The 18,688-nt window shown below is 37.6% G+C and carries 18 protein-coding genes; 2 read left to right on the top strand and 16 right to left on the bottom strand.

Annotated features, from left to right (window positions below):
* Positions 1 to 62: 62 nt before the first annotated feature.
* The 10 genes from KJ593_01330 to KJ593_01285 all read right to left on the bottom strand — a co-directional run bounded on the left by KJ593_01330 (position 63) and on the right by KJ593_01285 (position 10,808).
* Positions 63 to 353, bottom strand: a complete 291-nt coding sequence (locus KJ593_01330) for a PqqD family protein (GenBank protein MBU2540521.1) — start codon at positions 351 to 353, stop codon at positions 63 to 65.
* Positions 354 to 648: 295 nt separating this feature from the next.
* Positions 649 to 1,728: a radical SAM protein gene (locus KJ593_01325; GenBank protein MBU2540520.1), complete on the bottom strand. Its 1,080-nt coding sequence runs from the start codon at positions 1,726 to 1,728 to the stop codon at positions 649 to 651.
* A gap of 24 nt (positions 1,729 to 1,752) precedes the next feature.
* Positions 1,753 to 3,363 carry a glycosyltransferase family 4 protein gene (locus tag KJ593_01320; GenBank protein MBU2540519.1) on the bottom strand — a complete coding sequence of 537 codons (1,611 nt, stop codon included), beginning with the start codon at positions 3,361 to 3,363 and terminating at the stop codon, positions 1,753 to 1,755.
* 9 nt (positions 3,364 to 3,372) lie between these two features.
* Positions 3,373 to 4,494: a radical SAM protein gene (locus KJ593_01315; protein ID MBU2540518.1), complete on the bottom strand. Its 1,122-nt coding sequence runs from the start codon at positions 4,492 to 4,494 to the stop codon at positions 3,373 to 3,375.
* The gene (locus KJ593_01310; GenBank protein ID MBU2540517.1) at positions 4,469 to 5,572 is read right to left on the bottom strand and encodes a radical SAM protein; all 1,104 of its coding nucleotides are present in this window, start codon (positions 5,570 to 5,572) and stop codon (positions 4,469 to 4,471) included. The genes KJ593_01315 and KJ593_01310 overlap by 26 nt, the downstream gene beginning before the upstream one ends.
* Complete coding sequence (locus tag KJ593_01305; protein ID MBU2540516.1) at positions 5,569 to 6,480, bottom strand: hypothetical protein; 912 nt, start codon at positions 6,478 to 6,480, stop codon at positions 5,569 to 5,571. Before KJ593_01305 ends, KJ593_01310 begins: the two co-directional genes overlap by 4 nt.
* The gene (locus tag KJ593_01300; protein MBU2540515.1) at positions 6,477 to 7,586 is read right to left on the bottom strand and encodes a radical SAM protein; all 1,110 of its coding nucleotides are present in this window, start codon (positions 7,584 to 7,586) and stop codon (positions 6,477 to 6,479) included. The genes KJ593_01305 and KJ593_01300 overlap by 4 nt, the downstream gene beginning before the upstream one ends.
* Positions 7,587 to 7,754: 168 nt before the next feature.
* Positions 7,755 to 8,282: a PqqD family protein gene (locus tag KJ593_01295; GenBank protein MBU2540514.1), complete on the bottom strand. Its 528-nt coding sequence runs from the start codon at positions 8,280 to 8,282 to the stop codon at positions 7,755 to 7,757.
* A gap of 23 nt (positions 8,283 to 8,305) precedes the next feature.
* A complete protein-coding gene (locus tag KJ593_01290) occupies positions 8,306 to 9,388 on the bottom strand; it encodes a radical SAM protein (protein MBU2540513.1) in 1,083 nt (360 codons plus the stop codon).
* Positions 9,389 to 9,527: 139 nt separating this feature from the next.
* Entirely contained in the window at positions 9,528 to 10,808 is a 1,281-nt protein-coding gene (locus KJ593_01285; protein ID MBU2540512.1) for an SGNH/GDSL hydrolase family protein, read from the bottom strand.
* 216 nt (positions 10,809 to 11,024) lie between these two features.
* Here KJ593_01285 and KJ593_01280 point away from each other — a divergent pair, with 216 nt between their 5' ends.
* The gene (locus KJ593_01280; protein ID MBU2540511.1) at positions 11,025 to 12,359 is read left to right on the top strand and encodes a B12-binding domain-containing radical SAM protein; all 1,335 of its coding nucleotides are present in this window, start codon (positions 11,025 to 11,027) and stop codon (positions 12,357 to 12,359) included.
* Positions 12,360 to 12,426: 67 nt separating this feature from the next.
* Positions 12,427 to 13,902, top strand: coding sequence for a SurA N-terminal domain-containing protein (locus tag KJ593_01275; GenBank protein ID MBU2540510.1), 1,476 nt, complete (start codon positions 12,427 to 12,429; stop codon positions 13,900 to 13,902).
* Between the two features lie 38 nt (positions 13,903 to 13,940).
* Here the strand turns inward: KJ593_01275 and KJ593_01270 are convergent, their stop codons facing one another.
* From KJ593_01270 to KJ593_01245, 6 genes are all read right to left on the bottom strand, one after another.
* On the bottom strand, positions 13,941 to 14,123 hold the full coding sequence (locus KJ593_01270; GenBank protein ID MBU2540509.1) for a ferredoxin: 183 nt from the start codon (positions 14,121 to 14,123) through the stop codon (positions 13,941 to 13,943).
* Positions 14,124 to 14,197: 74 nt separating this feature from the next.
* Positions 14,198 to 15,217, bottom strand: coding sequence for a glycosyltransferase family 9 protein (locus tag KJ593_01265; protein ID MBU2540508.1), 1,020 nt, complete (start codon positions 15,215 to 15,217; stop codon positions 14,198 to 14,200).
* A gap of 33 nt (positions 15,218 to 15,250) precedes the next feature.
* Positions 15,251 to 16,324 carry a mechanosensitive ion channel family protein gene (locus KJ593_01260; GenBank protein MBU2540507.1) on the bottom strand — a complete coding sequence of 358 codons (1,074 nt, stop codon included), beginning with the start codon at positions 16,322 to 16,324 and terminating at the stop codon, positions 15,251 to 15,253.
* Positions 16,325 to 16,365: 41 nt separating this feature from the next.
* On the bottom strand, positions 16,366 to 17,238 hold the full coding sequence (locus KJ593_01255; protein MBU2540506.1) for a pyruvate ferredoxin oxidoreductase: 873 nt from the start codon (positions 17,236 to 17,238) through the stop codon (positions 16,366 to 16,368).
* Positions 17,231 to 18,412 carry a pyruvate ferredoxin oxidoreductase gene (porA, locus tag KJ593_01250; protein ID MBU2540505.1) on the bottom strand — a complete coding sequence of 394 codons (1,182 nt, stop codon included), beginning with the start codon at positions 18,410 to 18,412 and terminating at the stop codon, positions 17,231 to 17,233. Before porA ends, KJ593_01255 begins: the two co-directional genes overlap by 8 nt.
* Positions 18,412 to 18,675, bottom strand: a complete 264-nt coding sequence (locus tag KJ593_01245; GenBank protein MBU2540504.1) for a 4Fe-4S binding protein — start codon at positions 18,673 to 18,675, stop codon at positions 18,412 to 18,414. The genes porA and KJ593_01245 overlap by 1 nt, the downstream gene beginning before the upstream one ends.
* Positions 18,676 to 18,688: the final 13 nt, after the last annotated feature.

Here is an 18,688-nt window from a genome sequence, read left to right as displayed (position 1 = left end):
TTTAATACTTTGGTTTGCGTGTTTTTTAATTTAATATTTTTCAATAATCTCAAAACAGTTCATTATTTCTTAATCTTATCTATGAGTCCTTCTTTTTCTAAATCGCCTATTAAGACATTGACATCCTTTATTGCCTCTGCCTCTTTGCATTCAAACCTTTTAGCGAACGCCTCTGACATCTGGCCTAAATCCCTGCCTTGCTCTATAAGTTTCCAGATAAAAGTAGCGGTTTTATTAAGACTGAAATAAAGACCACGCTCTAAATGCAAAATTACCACTTCATTATTAATTAAGCGGTGGGCAATTTTATCCTTCTGGATTTTAAAACGATTGCATCCTTCCCTTAAGGCCATATCTACCTCCAAGTTTATTTATTAGTTAACAGATAGATTTTTCCTTCAGTAAATATATAATCTACCCATTAGAAAAACTAATTCAAGCCATAGGATATCAAGCAAACATCTGCTCTATTCATAAAGGTTCTATCTGTCCAGCTACTAAAGCACTGGCAACATCTACCATTCTGTATTTGAAAAGTTTTGGCTTCTCATATTTGTCCTTAGCATTTCTTGTCTTTGAAATTTTTTTGGAATCCTTTCTCATCATTACACCCCCTTTAATCTCCCCCAATAGTCCTGTTTCGTTTTGCTAAGAAAACGAAATAGTGGACGGGAATTTAACCTTTGACACTAATCCTGGCGGCAAGAGCTTACCATCTCTCCTTATTCCTGCCTTCATTACCCTGCATATCTCTTTTGCTGGAAGCCTAAAATCTCCATGCTCCAACCAGGCCATGCCTTTGTCAAAACAACAGTAGAAAAAAAGCCTACAACGCAGACAATATAACTCCTCTTTTTTCAAGCCCCTTAAGGTCTTGGCAACTTGGGAATCTCTCCAGATTTCTTCAAAGGATTTTTCTCTTAGGCTGCCTAGTTTCATTCTTAAAGTACATGATGGAAACACATCTGCCTGTGCTGAAATATAACACTCATGCTGACAAAAAGATAAAAGACAGAAAAGCCTTTCTTTAGAGATAGTGTTCATTTTTTTTAAATACCTGCCTTCTGACTTAAGTTCAGTAACAGCTTTCTTAAGCTGATTTTGAGTCATTCTGCATTTTAAAGGAACTCTTGAACCATTATATCCTGGCGATATGCAATAATCTGTTATCAAATTCCATTTATTAATTCTGGCCATCTGTCTTATAATTTTTATTTCGTGAAAATTCTGGCGCATTACAACTGTAGCTATTCTTAATTTTAGATTATGCACCTTTAAAAGTGAAATTGCATCTAATGTTTTCTTAAAAGAGCCAGAAACATTGCTAATAGATTCATAGACCTTCTTAGTTGCCCCATAGAGACTAATCTGTATCGTTGAAGGATTAAATTTTTTAATATTCCTGACTAGGCCTTCTGTTAGGAGCGTAGCGTTAGTTATTAGGCTAAAGTCAAAATTCATCCTGCGCGCAAGCTCGAAAATCTCTAATACATCTTTTCTTAAAAATAACTCTCCTCCTGTAAAATTTAGCCGCAAACAACCCAGATCTTTTAGCTGATTTAATATATCTTTTATTTCTGAAAGGGTTAACTCATCTCGACTGTCCTTATTCTCGAAACAATGAACGCAGTTTAAGTTACACCTATAGGTTAATGCTATCTGTGCCCTTAAAGGAAAGATATTATCCTTTAGTCTGTAAAGTAAATCAAAATAAGTTTTTCTGCTCATATATTTCTTTCAAATGCTCTTAAACTAATTACTAAGAAATGATACTACGCCCTCTTCAGCAAGATGCTTATAGAACCTCTTAAGCGAATCTCTCCTTTTTTTAAAACCCCTGTGTATAAAATTAGAATTAATATCCTCCAGGCTTCTATTGCCATCAATAACTGAGGCAATTCTAAATTGCCAATCCTCTAATCTGTATCTTGCTGGCCAGAGAGGATCTTGGATATAAAGGCGCTGCCCTTTATACATAAGTCTGACATCCTGTAGAAAGTAGGGTATGGAGCCATTTCTTTTAAGCATTTCAGAACCAGATAGAGAACTGTAGGCTTTTATAAAAGATTTATAGTGACTATAATTTCGCCTAAAGAAGAGGCTTTTGGGGCTATTCACACAGACCGGCCCCTTCTTGTAATTTTTACGGTTTACATACAGATACTCCATGAATAAATTCATAAAATGAGGATTTTCTTTTTTAATCTTTAGCAAATAGTGGTGTTTTTTATTCTTATTATTGCGCTTCATTGTATCTAAAAGTACGAATTCTAACATCTTAGCAAATCTATCGAAAGAGAAGTTTAGCTTTGCGTGTTCTCTTGCCTGTCTTGACATTTCTTTGAGTCTATCCTTATCTTCTAAGAGACCTATCAACTGCCTTAAGCCACTTTGCCAGTCAACCTTTACGCCGTTATTGCTAAGTATGGTTGGCATATGATAACCGCACTTACCATGAATAACTGTATCTTTCAATCCACCCCAATGCGAACAAATAACCGGCGTGCCGCAGGCCATAGCCTCAACCTGGGAATAGCCAAAATTTTCATACTGGCTGATAGTACAATTCATGAAAACATCAGCACTTGAATATAAAGATATAAGGTCTTCTCTTTTTAATTTTCCAGTAAATATTACTTTATCGGCAATCCCGTATTCAAGGCATTTCCTCCTAATATAGCCGGTATATCCATTATTACTAATACCAAACTCTTCAAAGCCACCCCTGTCTTCTTCGCCGGCTATACAAAGTCTTGTTTGCGGAAATCTCTTAATGGCCTCTCTAAATATCTTAAGTAATGTGTGTATATTCTTCTGCACGTTAATTCTTCCCGCATACAAGATAAGAAAGACATCTCCTCCAATACCAAATCTTTCTCGCATGCGTTTATTTTCAAGCTCACTTTGTGGTTTGAATTCATTAACTTCTAGAGGGAAAGGCACAATATAGCCCATACTGCGTCCTGTCTTGCCAAATATTTTATTAAACATTTCCAAATCCGCTTTGCATGAGAAAAGAACGGAATTGGCTGTCATGAGTTTTCTGTTAAAGCTAGCCATGAGATTGAAAGGATTTGACATAAAACCAAGTGCAAAAAAGACTCTAGGTATTGATTTGGCCTTTATATCAAACATTTGCCCTGGAGCTAATTCCAAAATCACATCGCAAGAAGAGGTAAGCTTCTTAAGTGCTATCTCCTTCTTGTTTGAGTTAGTAGAGCTATTCAGGAAGCAACAGCACGCATTGAATCTACTCTCAACGATCTTTAAGGCGTTTTTAAAAAGCACCCTACAGCTTAGGCTGTTTAATGAACCTAAATTCTTTCGTGATATTATGCCGACACGTAAACGCCTACTATTCATAATTACAATTTAAGTCCTGATTTCTTTCTTCCTGTTTTTTTGAGCCAACTCACAATAATAGGGCAAAGGGGCCTCTCTATCACCTGTCTCTAAATAAGCCCTTGCCGGACAACTAAGGCAGTCTGACTTGATATCGCAATCTCGGCATTTAGAATCGGTTTTAAACTTCTCTGAGCGAATCTTTGGAAAAAATTCATAAAAACCTTGCTTGAATGAATTCTTGCGCAAATCCCACGCTGGCTCTCTTAGCGAATTACAAAAACAAAGTTCACCATAAGGATTAACATAGAATGCCCATGTTCCTCCTGGACAACGAAACAGCGCATCAGAGGCAAGGTTTAATTCATTATCCCCGTCAAATGATGAATCTTCCTCTAAAAAAATGTCTTCTTTCTTATCTGGAAGCATCAACATACCTAAGATATCCCTTGAAGAATCACTACATTCAGCTAGTCCTTCTTTTTGCCTTCTAAGTTCCAATATTTTCTCAATCGGCAAACGCAAAGAAGTGGTCTGAGTCGAACCGTCTAAGCGTGGGTTAATTATCAGACTGCAAAGAAAAGCCATGTTCATCTTATCATAAAATTTACGCATCAAATCGATCTCATCTATATTTAAAGTCATTATCTGGCATTTTAACTTTAAGGGGAGCTTAAACTTTCGGATAAGTTCAATGCCGCGCATTGCTAGCTCAAAAGAACCCGGCCTTTGGCTAATTAATTCGTATGTTTTTTTAGTAATGCCATTCAAGGTTACCTCAATGCAAAAGGGCGGAAAATCCTTAAGGTGTCCTGCTATATTCTCATTAAAAAGTGTCGCATTAGTAAAGATACTAATAAGAAATCCTTTTTTGTAGGCATATGAGTAAATATCAAGAAAATCTTTCCGCAACAGGGGCTCGCCTCCAGTAAAACAGAGCCAGAAACATCCTTGTTCATAAACTTCATCAAAGATACGGCAAAGCTCACTGTAAGAAAGTTCCTGCCTTTGGGGTTCATTTACAACATAACAATGCTGACAAGCAAGATTGCAGTTATGGGTGAGCTCAAATTGTCCCAGAATCGGCTTTCTTGAACCTTTATCATGAAGCCTCAAGCTAAAGTCCTTATATTCTTGAATTCTTATAGCCATTATTTTGACACCTTAATTCTGCCAGCCGACGATAATAATCAGGACATGAGTTCATATCATTACATTCAAGTTTCGCTCTTGCTGGACAAGATGAACAATAATGCCCTAGATTACAATCAAGACATTTATAATCAGCTGTCGGTTTCATTGAATTCAAATCAGCTCTTAAATTTATCCATGCCTGCTTTAGACTGCTATCAAAAATAGAATAGCCTAAAAGGCCAAGCACAAGACAAGGCTTTAATTCTCCGTAGGGGTCAATAACTAAACCTTCACTGCCGATCCCACAACGAAATAACTCGCTCTCTATCCTATTTCTATTTGGCTTGGTGAGTTTATTTTCTGGAGGATGACATTCTTTATTATTATGTATTGGCTCATCAAGAATAGATTCAAGACCAAGCATATAGCCTAGCTTTAATGCCTCTTCTGGCTCAAGACGTAAAGATAGATTATCCTGTGAACCATCATTCCTTGGTCTAAGAATAGTTCCCCATTCAATGACCGCGTCTAAATCATTCGCAAACTCTTTGAAATCATCAATCTCATCAAGGTTTGCCTTGGTTATGTTTATCTTTAAGGCAATGCTTTCTTTTCTCTCTTTAACAAGCCTGATTGCCTTCATCACCGAATCAAAAGAACCTTCCACTCTAGTAAAGGAATCAAAACGTTTAGGCTTAAGACTGTGAAAAGATATCTCTAAGGATGTAAGGCTAAGCTCTCCTAATTTATCAGCAATCTCAAGATTTATAAGGGTGGCATTGGTAAAAAGATGGATAAAAAGCCCTAGCCTGCGGGCATAGTCAATCAAGGAAATGATATCCGGCCGCACTAAAGGCTCACCACCAGTTAAGGTCAGATGAAGACAACCTACATCAACTAATTGCTTAAAAACTGATTTAACCTGCGAAGTCGTTAATTCTTTTTTTCTGGAATCTGGCACTACATAGCAATGCCGACAACGCAGATTGCATTGATGTGTAATCTCAAAAATTACATTGCGGGGAAAATCCATCTTATCGCGCTTTCGCTCCAGCCTTTCTGTAAATTCTTTCCTAAATCTTAACTCTTTAATCATGAGTGGTTTTTTAAAATAAAATCTAGCGCGCTTTCATCCGGAACAAAACCAAATGAAAAACAGGGGACATCTTCGACTAGACTTGCGCAAAACTTAAGAAAAAAATCAATCGCCTGTCTATCCCATATAGGAGGAAAACACTGCCTCATAAGCAGATATAGACTTTCTCTTTTTCCTAGGGCTTTGAGTTTATTTTGATTGGCCTTGGAAAGAAACAGGATTTTACTAAGCGGCGCTGATTTACCAGAGGCAATCCTGGCCTCGCCTGGCCAAGGGCTTCCAGAAACAAAATATTCTTTATTTATCTTTCGAATAATTACCCGATCATCGCTTAATAGGCCAAGGCCACCCCTCTTCTGCCATAACCTTGTCAGAGTCGTCTTGCCTGCGCCTGATATCCCGGGAAAAACTAATCCCGCACCATCAACAACTACACCACAGGCATGCAAAAGAAGCCCCTGATATTTATGTAATAGGTTGATTAAAATAAGCTGGCCTAAAACAGAAAAAAATGTCTCCAGTGACCAGTTCTTGGGAGGATTGTTTTTAAGTCTTTTCTTTTTATCAAATTCGTCTGTCCAGGGTGAGATATATACCTTTGCCTTACTTAGATCTTTATTTATTACACAAACCCTGGTTATCTCTGACTTACCATAGTAAGTCTCGATTAGGAAACTTCCGTTATGCGCAAAGGAACGCCAATTCTCCTTTGATTCAAACAACAGCCTCCCCCTAGGAATTGCAGGAAGAGATCCCACGTCAAGATCAATAATGAAATCACTATTATTACCCGGTTTAATAAAATCCTCAAGGTATGCTGGACTATATCTGCCTTCTTTAATCTGACAATTATTATAACGAAATAAAAATCCAATCCCGGCAATTTCTAATCTAAGTTCTTTCCTCATGCAATCTTTATATCCTCTGTTTCGGATTCCATCTTTGCCAGACGCGCCAGCTCTCTAAAATATGGCGGGCAAGCACTGATGTCACCGCACTCAAGCCATGCATACGCAGGACAAGACTTACAATATTGAATAAGTTCACAGTCTTGACATTGATAACTAGACCCGCCAGCTGTATCTCTTACAAAATCAGTTAACATCTTCCAGCTTTGGGAGAAATTACTCTTTAAAATATCGTATTTTGGGAATGGTATATCCAGACATAATCTCATCTGGCCATAGGGGTCTATTACAACCTCTGTTTTGCCTGCACCACAATGAAACAGCTGGTTATGATTTATCTTTCTAATAGGCCTTTGCCTTTTCGCTGACTTTCTATTTATTTTTTCCAAGGTGTCTAGTTTTTCAAATTCTATTACACTATCATCTCTAATCTGCTTCTCTAGACAATTAACATCCTCTGCTGTTAAACGAAACCTCAAATTCTCCTTATTAGCCTCTAGGTCTGGAGTTATTATCGAACTCCAGCGAAAATGTGCGCCAAATTTCTCTACTGCAAGATGCCTCAAGGCTAAAATCTCATCCTTATTTATAGTCATTGCAGTCGTTTTAAGAAAAACATCAATGCCTTTTTTTCTTAAGAGCCTGACTGCCTCTGAGACTCTTTTATATGTACCAGGCCTTTGAGTAAACCAATCAAAAACCTCTTGCTTCCTAGTATGAAAAGATACATCAATCTTATTTAGACCCAACTCTTTTAACCTGTCTGCATCAGCTTCTTCAATCAAAGTCGCATTGGTCAAAAGTACGGTATTAAATCCCTTATTCTTAGCATATCTTAAAATATCAAATATATCCTTTCGCAGGAAAGGCTCTCCTCCTGTAAAACCTAAATTTAGACATCCTGCCTCTGCCAACTGATCAAGAATAGAAAAGACCTCCTGGGTTTGTAATTCTTTTCTATTCTCGCCATCGCACACATAGCAGTGTCGGCATTTAAGGTTACACCTATAGGTAAGTTCAAACATTGCCTTAAGAGGAAAGGCCTTGTTCCTTGCCTTCTTGATTAATCTTGCTTGAAATTTATCGTAATCACCTTGGTTTATCATGTTTCTTTCACTGATTAGTCTCTATCTGCCGTAACCTCATTCTATATCAACGACAGATAGATGCTAGGATGAGGAAGGCGATGTAAGAGCTCTTTATTGATCTAGGCGGATTAATCTGTATTGATCTGTACCTACAGCGGATAGACATGTATAATCAAGTTGCACTATTTAAGTGGCAAGCGCATCACGGGATTGATCCGATAATGCGTTGCATGAAGCATCAATTGGACATAGACCAGCGCATCTATTTACAGTGGTTCCTTTATAACCGCCGTTGATTGTACAGCAACTTAAGACTGCCTGCTCAGGCTGTAACTTTACCTTGGCAATCTCTGGGCTCTTGTAGGGTTTCTTTTTTATCTCGGGTTTCGGGTTTAGGTTTTCGGTTTTCGGTTTAATTCTGGCCTTGCGAATAAGCCCTGCCTCAGAAAGATCTTTCAAGAATCCCAACACTTCTCGCTCTATTACCTCGAACTGACCTTGATACTCTGACTTTATTGTCTCCTGGATATCCCAGGTCGAATTATCACCATCCAGAAGCTGCCAAATCCTTGAACCAGTCTCATTGGAAATTGAATAGATATACTGCATGTCATCAGCGCTTCTACATAAAGGCATAATCACTACCTCATCCAAAATATGTCTGCTTACCCAGGAATCTTGCTCTTTTACATAAACTTCATCTAACTTAAGCATTTGTTCACCTCCCTTTAAATTTTTTACTTTTTAACTAAAACCTCTTCCATCCTCTGCGCCTCTTTATGCGCAAGTTCGCAGAAAAACTCAACCGGAGCCTCCATATCAACATTCTCTGCTAAGGCCCTGCCCGGACACTGCCGACAGAGATAACTTATATTGCAATTTCGACATTTGCTGTTAGTCTTGAATTTAAGTCCGGAAAGATTTTCATAAATTCTTGCAAAGCCTCTTAAGAATTTTTCTTTCTTCAAGTCGCTGTAGGCCTCTCTGATAAATAAACAAAGTCTCATCTTACCGTAAGCGTCAATATTAAAATAACTCAAGCCGCAAGGAAATAGATAGCCATCTTTTAAGCGTGAATTATCTTTGTGATGCAGGAATTCTTCTCGGCAGAGTGAAAACATATCCTCATCAGAATGCACTATATTTAATGTCTCTTCAGGACTAAGCCTAAGAGCACACGGCCTCTTTGAACCATCCATTGCAGGATCAAGTGAAAGGTTACAGCGGAAGTATTTTTTGCCTAATAAATCTTGTGAGAACTCTTCTATCTTCAAAATCTGATCGTAATTTATCTTCATGCCATTACATTTAAGAACAAGAGGCAGATTCTTATCTTTAATCAACTCTATTGCCTTCATCACTTTTGAAAAAGAACCTTTAACTTGGGTTATTTGTTCATACACATCTTGGGTTATTCCGTTTAATGTAATCTCGATAGAATAGGGAGGAAGTTTAACTAAGTAATCTAGAATCTCCTCGCTTATAAGAGTACCGTTTGTGAATATGCTGACTAAAAAGCCTTTGTTTCTGGCATAAGTATAGATATCCAAAAAATCTTCTCTTAAAAAAGGTTCTCCTCCGCTAAAGTAAAGAAAAAGGCAGCCTGCCTCATAGAGCTGATCTATAATAGATATTATTTGGCTAAATTTAAGTTCCTCAGTGTTTTCTTCAGGGACAATAAAACAATGTTGGCAGGCTAGATTACAGCGGTATGTAACATCAATCTGCCCGGCAAGCGGACGGCCGCGGGGTAGGAGCTTTGCTTCAAGCTGCTGGATATAATTGTCTTTTTCTTTGGTCTTTATGAGATGAGGCTTCACGTTTGGTCTAGGTGTCTATAAATTATATTTTTTTATCAGGGGAGAAAACAACTCTTTAAAATTGATATTTTAAGCTTTCGATTCTATTATACCATTTTTTGAGGAGACAACTAAATAATATTGAGCATTTTCTAATGCCTTACTTGCGTATAAGCCCAAGGTCTCCCATTGCCTTTATCAAGGTCTCTGCGCAAATTCTATTGCCGAGTCCGTTAAAATGTCCGGCAAAAGGACTGGGCTCTTCTAGCCTTAAGCCAAGACCCTTTTCCTCACTTTCTCCTATTAACTTCGGCACAGCCTCAATAAATTCAATATTATTTTTCTTAAAGATTCTCCTAAAGTGTTTAAAATAAGGTTGCCTATTATCAACAGAAAAGGCAACTATTGGAGTATTACCAACTCTCTGTTTCATCTTTGCTATTATGCTGTTAGTAGTAAAGACTGCTCTTTTAAAAGGAACAAAATCCAATTCTTTTTTACTGATATCTTCCTCAACGCTATGCAGTAAGCCTTTTTTGGCCAGAATTGCAAGAATTCTATCTATCCTGTTGAATGATAGATAAAAAAGATTTGAATGAAGGCAAAGGAATACCCTAATATTTCCCAGGGACCTGGGAAAGCGATACTCGATTTTTCCCTCTCTTAAATAAGGTCGCATCATGAGATGGTTGTTATAAAAACTCCTGCTTTCAAGTTCCCAGGAATTATTAACAAAATCATTATCACAGACCTGGAGCATAACTAAATCAGGCTTAATCTCATCGAAGAATTTATCGAGTATAAGGTATTCCTGGAGAGTACCATATCCGCCTGCGCCATAGGCAAATATTTCAGCATCCAGACTATCTGCAAGGACTGTATAATACATATGTTCTTCACTAAGCACACAGCCATGGGTAAAAGAATCCCCAATAAAAAAGATTTTATATTTTTCGCTTTCTGGATCTCCGAAGATCTGCTTGCCTTTCCAGCCAAGTTTCGAATCATAAAAGGATTCCACCAACATATAAAATTTATGTTCTCCCTGGAAAAAATAATATGTCCTAACTATAACCTCTAAGGTTAGAAATAGAAAAAGCAGCGTAAGACAAACAAGCGAAATATCAGCTAGGAACTTATTTCTGCGTGCTTTTAGATAATTAACAACAAAGGTAAAAAGCATAATAAATACTATAAGCAAAGCTGACAAAGAGAAAAAATAAAAGAAGAGCCGATTAGCTGTCCTTAAATAATGCTCTAATGGCCGCCTGGCCTGACCTACAATGATTTTATTCAAGAATTCAATCGACTCGCCCTTATACATCGCTTCAATGAGCCTGTGTCCGAAAAACCCATAAAAAAGAGAGCCGACTGCCAGGAAAAAAAGAATAGAATAAATAGCTATTAGGGACAGTTTATTTTCTTTAGGTAATAGTTTCATAAATTGATAAGGGATAAAACTTAATTAACATCAATATTATAACGCATTTATAAATATATTAAATAATTTTTTAATCAGCTCTTTTTGAATCAAGGCAGGCGCTCAGATATAATCTAGGGAGCGCAACTGTAGTAATTAAAATAGGTTATAACGATTATTATCTTTCAACAATTATCTTTTAATTGCAAGATCTTATGCTAAAATTATAGGTATTATATGAGTAATAAAGATATCACATTAATAAATTTTATTGACGGCATAGATGCACACCTCAGTCTTCCCTTAGGCTGTCTTTCCTTGATAGCATCCCTTTCAAAGAATAATTTTACTGTTGACTTCCGCGATTACCAACTCTTTAAACCAAGAAAAAAACACACACTGAAAGATATGGCTTCTTTTTTTAAAAATGCGGCGGATATTATCGCTATAAGCTGTTTTTCGTATATGTTGCCTTATGTTATAGAGATTGTCCAGATTATAAAAAAAGAGACCCCTGAAAAAATAATAATATTAGGTGGCATTGGGCCAAGCCTAGTGGCAGGAAAAATACTAGATAATTTCCCTTGCATAGATATTATCGTTATTGGCGATGGTACAGAAACCTTACCGGAATTATTAAAAGTAATTAAACACAACAAAAATTACTTATCAGTAAAAGGAATCGGCTTTAGATTAGGCCCCTCTGTCATATTTACCCCAAAAAGGACGCATTCTCACATTATGTCTGATAGCTTTATTGAGGCATACAAAAATATAAATCTTAAATCTTATAAGAAAATTATGATATTAACTGGGCAGGGATGTCCTTTTAGATGTAGTTTCTGTTGTATCCCAGAATATTTTAAGCAACATGAAAAACGTAACCTAAACATAGTTAAAGACGAAATTTTATATCTATCCAAACAGAAAAATTGCCCGAAGATATTATATCTTCGAGATGACACATTCTTATCAGATAAATCAAGGCTATATGATTTTTTGAGTTTTTCTGGGCAGATGAGATTCAAAAGGAAAATAGAATTCCGCTGCTATGGAAGAATCAACTTTATGAGTGAAAAAATAATAAAAGATCTATCCAGGAATAACTTCGGCGCAATTGCTTACGGAATTGAATCTGGCTCAAATGTTATACTTAAAAAGATCAAAAAAAGATTCACAATAGAAGAGGCAACAAGAATTTTACTACTTTCAAAAAAATACTTTAAAGAAGTACGTACAAGTTTTATTTACGGATTCCCTTTTGAAAGCAAAAATGATTTCCTGGATACTATTACGTATATAGCCTACCTGCAATCTATGAAAATAAAATTGCAACTTTACCTCTTATGCCCATTACCGAATACACAGATTTATAATTATTATAAAAAAATATTGAGATTTTCTGAGGCCGCAATCCCGGATTCAAGCCCTCTTCTAATAAATACAAAAGATATGAAAGGGCTTATCATTAAATACCCGGATATCTTTTCCACATATTATCATTATAAATCTCCTGCATTAAAAGATAAGTTTAAAATAATAAAAAGATTATCTTGCCCGCGAGCCAATTAGAGCTTGACTTAAAAATGAAGATTAGTTAAGATTAGCTCTTGAGATTAATTGAGGGAAGGATTAAATTATGTTAAAACAATTAAGACATAAAAAAACTGCAAAGAAAATATTTCTTTTTCTGGCAGTAATTATCGTACCGGCCTTCGTGCTCTGGGGTTCAGGCTCGCTCATTCGTGATAAGATGAACCCTTCTCACGCAGGTGAGATTTTCGGCAGGAAAATCTCTGTTGATGATTTTCGCGAGGCCTTTATTGCTGTGCGCACTCAGGCGCTTATACGTTTTGGCGATAATTTCTCCCAGGTTGAACCAATGCTTAATCTGCAAGAGCGCACCTGGGAAAGACTAATATTACTGCATGAGGTCCGCAAGGAAAAAATAAAGGTCTCAAACGAAGATATAGTAAAGACAATTTCCGAATATCCCTTTTTTCAAAAAGACGGAAAATTCAATAATGAGATATATCAACAGGTCCTACTCTATGGCCTGCGTATTAAGACATCTGATTTTGAACGCCATATTCGAGAGTCTCTAGAAATCGAAGGATTACTCAAAGAAAAGACAAAAAAAGTAACTGTAAATGATGCAGATTTAATGCGTGAATTTAAAAAAGAGAATGAAGAAATTAAGGTGGCCTACGTCACGTTTAATAATGAGGCCTTCAAGAAAGGAATAAATATTAGTGATTCAGAGGCAAATAATTATTTTAAAACAAATAAAGGCGATTTTTACACCCAGTCTCAAATCAACATCGAATATATCGGAATCACTATTGATCAAGAAGAAAATCAAGAGAAGAAAACACAAAAACGTGAACTCATGCTTTCAATATTAGAGCAAACCAAAGAAAGCGATCTTCTCTCTCTAAGTAAAGAACATTCACTGTCTTATAATAAGACTGGGCTATTCAGTATTGACCAACCAATACCAGATATTGGTTGGTCGCTGGAATTCCTTAATGCCATCTCTAGTCTTAAACCTGGAGAAATTAGTGAGGTCATCGAAACAACTCAAGGCTACTATATAGCAGAATTAATCGAAATAAAAGAACCCTATCTGCCTGAGTTCCAAGAGGCAAAAGATAAGGTTATGGATGTCCTTAAAATAAGGCAGAGCAAAGAACTCGCGCTAAAAAAGGCCTATGAAATTAAAGATCTCCTAGAGAAGAAATTAGAAGAAAATCCCAAGCTAGAATTTAAACGGCTTATTAATGATCTTGATCTTGATTTGCTCCAGACGCCATTTTTTAAACACGGAGGCTATCTGGAAAACATAGGTATTTCGGATGAATTTTCAAAGGCTGCTTTTTCTTTGGCCGATAGTCCCAAAAGGTTAGCCATTGCAAGCAGCCCCAAGGCAAGCTATGTAATAAGATTAGTTGAGTTTAAAGGTGCAGATGAGAAAAAATTTAAAAAGGAAGAATATCACGATAGATTAATAGCGCAAAAAGAACAAGAATCTTTTTATAATTTCTTGCAGGAATTAAAACAAAGAGCTAAGCTTAAAACTAATCTTAGCTCTTCTAAAAAGCTTATCCAACAATAATAACAGTTAAAACAATCCCCTCCTAAGGTATTAAAGACTTAATCCTCGACCTTAATTGCTTCAACCGGACATTGACTTGCAACTTCTTTCAAATCGCAACTTGAACATTCATGCCTTAATACCTGAGCAATATTATCATCTCCCATCTTAAAAACATCCGGACAACTTTGTTCGCACAGGCCACAACCTACACAAGTCTCAGCATCAACAACAATCTTCATTTAACCCCCCATTCTTTTGTCCGTAAGGACTTAAAAAAATAATAGAAGATATTCTATCAGAGAGCCTTAAACTGTCAAGACTTTTGCAGGTTAAGCTTTTCTAAGGCCGTCTCTAATACTTCAACAACACTGATTGCCTGCATACACGGCGCCTGGGCATCCTTGGCCCTGCATTGAGCAAATCTTTTAGTAGAAAGACAAGGCGCACAGGGTGGCAGGCTTTTTGCGATTATTACTTCCTGAGAATGAAAAAAAGGATAATAGCTACCTGTAGCAGTAGGGCCATAAACACCGATAGAGGGAATCTTCATACAACTTGCAATATGAAGTAAGCTCGAATCAGAAGAAATAAATAATTTGCTCATTCTTATAAGTGCCATGCTCATCTTTAAACTGCATTGATTAATAGCTGAAATAGCCAAGCCGGATATCTCTCTAGCTGCCTTTTTACTGAAAGGATCATCAGTCTCCTTACCTAATATGAGTACTTTCACTCTATTAAAACTGCTCAAGGCTTTCATCAGTTCCTTCCACTTCTGGATGGGCCAACATTTCAAAGACCAATTTGAAAGAGGTGATATTGTTATCAGCGTATCTGTATTGCCTATTCCGTTCTTTTTAAAAAAGGAATCGGCAAAATCTAATTCTTGCTTTCTAAATTTAAAATTAAATTCGGGTTTATCTTTAACTGAAACGCCGTGAGAACGCAAAAGATTGAGATATCCTAAAACTATATGCAACCGCTCACCTGAAGAATCATAAACATCTTCTCTCTTCAGCCTCCAGACGCAAGGAATGCGGGCAAAAACAAAGAAAAGACTCTTTTTAAGAACAACTGCAAGATCAAATCTCTCACCTCTTAATATCTTTATTAAACGCAGGCGTCCAATTATACCTTTATCCTCTGTATGTTTATCAAAAGTAATAATCCTGTCTATTCCGGGATAATTTTCAACTAACTCTCTTGCCCGAGAAGAAGTCAGAAAACTGATGCGTGCCGCAGGGAATGCCGATTCCAATGGCGCAATCACTGTTAAATTATAACAGACGTCACCAATATTGGAGTGCCCAATTATGAGAATATTCTTAAACATGGCAATAACCTTGGCTCTAAGGGATATAGGTGATTATTTCTTGATAGGACCCTGTGCCTTCTCTTGTGAGTAATTGATTGCACGTATGGGATAAGGTATATTTATACCTTCTTTTGCGTAGCGTTCGTGAAGCCTTTTTATGAATTCATGCTTTATAAGATAATTATCTACAAATTCTTTGCAGCGCAATATAACCGTAAAATCTATGCTAAAATCATTAAATGTGTGATATCTGATGAATGGTTTAAACTCAGGCACTCCGCCTTTGACCTTCTTCATTATCTCCTCACCAACTTCCATCGTTACCTTTTCTACGTGCTTTAGATCTGATTCATAATGAACGCCAACTTGAACTAGGACAGCCATTTCCTGATCAGGGTAATAATAATTAACTATCTTGGAATTAACTAGAGTTTTATTCGGCATAACCACTATATTATTCGGAAGCATCCTCACCCAAGTAGAGCGCCAGCCGATTTTTTGCACATAGCCTTCTTCTCCGGAGTCAAGTTTAATGAACTGACCTACCTTAATAGATTTATCAATAACGATTTGAATTCCCGAAAAGAAGTTTTCTAAAGTAGGCTGTAAGGCCAAGGCTACTGCCAAAGAACCTATGCCTAGAGAAGCTAATACAGGCGTAATAGATACACCGAAGCTGTCCAATAATATCAATAGGCCCAGCGCTAAAACAATAATCCTGACAAATGTCTGGGCTACACCCCCGGAAGTCTTCAAGATGTTTATTTTTGAAGAATATGCCTGGATAAGATTTCTAAGAAGTCTATCCAGAAACAAGACAATGGCAACTACGGTTGTGGCCTTAAATGCAATCACAAAGCCTTGCGTTAATTCTTGCTCTAAGGCAAGCGGCGCAACCTTCTCCACAATAACTGCACCACTTACAAATATCAAAAGCAGGAGCGGAAAATCGAGTGCATTTAAAAATACATCATCCAGCTCCGAAGCTGTCCTGCCTGCTAACTGCTGCATTCTAGCATAAGCTATCTTCTTAAGAATAAGTAGCAAGCTGACCCAGATAAAATAGATAACAGGAGCAAGTATCCAGGGCGAAATTTCAATATTAAAAAAACTTAAATCCTGCATAAAAAGTTCTCCTTGTTAAAAGTTTTATAGGCGGGAAGAGACTAATCTTTTAATTGATATCTTTCGATATTGGCATTAGCAATTGCCTGAACCTTGGCTGTTTCATCAGTAGACTTTAATATATGTTTAAACCTGCCTTGTAGCTTCATATATTCTTCTACTGGCTTTGGGGCAGTAAGCCTTTTTTTACCAGTCAATTTTCCATTCTCAAATTCAACCAAAGGATAAAGGCCAGTTTCAACTGCAAGTTTTGCGATTTCATATGTCGCGCCTGGCTCATGACGCCAACCTAAAGGACAAGGCACATGAATCTGAATATATTTAGGTCCAGTTATAGTTTTTGCCTTCTTAATCTTACGAGTCAAATCTGCAGGGTATCCTATAGAGGCAGTAGCGACATAAGGAATTCCATGAGCAACAGCAATTTCTAAGACGTTCTTTTTTGGTTTAGGATTGCCAAAGGACTCTTTACCTGGAGGGCTGGTTGTAGTATTACTATCAAATGGTGTCAGGCCACTGCGTTGTATACCGGTGTTCATGTAGGCCTCATTGTCATAGCAGATACTTAAGATATCATGGCCTCTCTCCCACATACCTGAAAGTGCCTGCAGGCCGATATCTGCTGTTCCTCCGTCTCCGGCCTGGCTGATTACAGTCGTGCCTTCTTTTTTGCCTAAATATATTAATGCTGCCTCAATGCCGCTGGAGACTGCAGCAGCATTCTCGAATAGAGAATGTATCCAAGGAACATTCCAGCAGCTCTGGGGATAAGCAGTGGAGAATACTTCCAGACATCCTGTATTATTAGCAATAATAGTATTCTCACCTGTGGCCTCAACAACTAAACGCGCTGCTATTGCCTGGCCGCATCCAGCACAAGCAGAATGTCCTGAAGTAAATAAGGCTTTACTCATTCTTAGAATCTTCCTTTAGTAAATCTCCCTTTATGCCGATAAACTGACAGGGATTTGGACTTTCGATTAATCTATCGAAAATCTCTCGTATATCGCGCTTTTTAATATCTCTACCACCCAATCCAATAACAAAACCGCCAATATTGCGTTTGGTTTCTTTAGGAAGAACTGAGGTTATATCTGCATACAATGGCCCGGTTGCTCCCAGAGAAATAGATTTTTCAACTACGCCTATATTGGGAATTTTAGCCAGGCAATCACAAATAGCCTTAGCTGGAAAAGGCCGGTAGGTAATCAGTTTTAGGACGCCTACTTTTTTACCTTCGGCTCTTAAATCATCAACAGTATCTTTAATCGTGCCTATTAGTGAACCCTTGGCCACAAGAACTACCTCAGCATCTTCACATCTGTAGGCCTGCAGTAATCCACCGCTTTCTCTGCCAAATACCTTCTTAAATCCTTTGGCAATTTCCGGGATTATCTCTAAGGTATCTGAGAGTGTTTTAGCAATGGCAAAACGTGTCTCCATATAATAATCAGGAGTAGCCAAAAATCCTAAGGTCATAGGATTCTCTACATCTAATTTATAGGACGGATTATAAGCGGGCAGGAATTTATCCACATCTTTCTGGCTGGGTAGATCTGCAACCTCAAGGCCATGGGTTAAAATGTAACCATCCATATTCACCATAACTGGCAAATAAACGCGGCTATCCTCACTCAATCGGTATGCCTGGATATGTAGATCTATAACATCCTGTATATCCTCTGCCCAGAACTGAATCCAACCGCTGTCACGCACAGTTACTGCATCCTGGTGGTCATTCCAAATATTTATAGGCGCAGACACTGAACGGTTAGCACAAGTCAATACTAAAGGTAGACGCATACCAGCAATGTTAAACAATACCTCAGCCATCAAAAGCAGACCTTGAGAGCTAGTCGCAGTAAAGGCTCGTGCACCTGTAGCGCTGGCACCTAAAACTAAACTAGCCGCTGAATGTTCGCTCTCGACATTAATAAATTGGGCTTTTAAATCTCCGTCAGCAACCATCTGCGCTAAGCCTTCGACAATATGTGTCTGGGGTGTAATCGGATATGCAGATATAACACCTGGTCTGCACAATTTTACGCTTTCAGCGACTGCCTGTGAACCCTCCAGGAACTGCCTCATCAGAGTTTCTCCGCCTCCTTAACCATAATAATGTCTTTCTTAGGACAGATTGCTACGCAGTTTCCGCAACCCTTGCAATAATTATAATCACAAATAAAAGTATTCTTTTCCTTACCTGTAATACAGCCTTCAGGACAAATCATCACACACATCCTGCAGGCAATACAATTTTTTTTGAGAAATTTCGGTTTTTTTTCTGTGCGCCAAGCACCTGTCTTATGCCTTAGGCCTGAGCCAGCTTTACTTACTCTTGGACCAAACATCAATTCTCCTTAC

The organism is Candidatus Omnitrophota bacterium (genome assembly GCA_018830005.1).
Classification (GTDB): Bacteria; Omnitrophota; Gorgyraeia; order JAHJTE01; family JAHJTE01; genus JAHJTE01.
The sequence above is the reverse complement of the archived record's forward strand: the minus strand, read 5'-3'. Positions and strand labels throughout refer to the sequence as shown.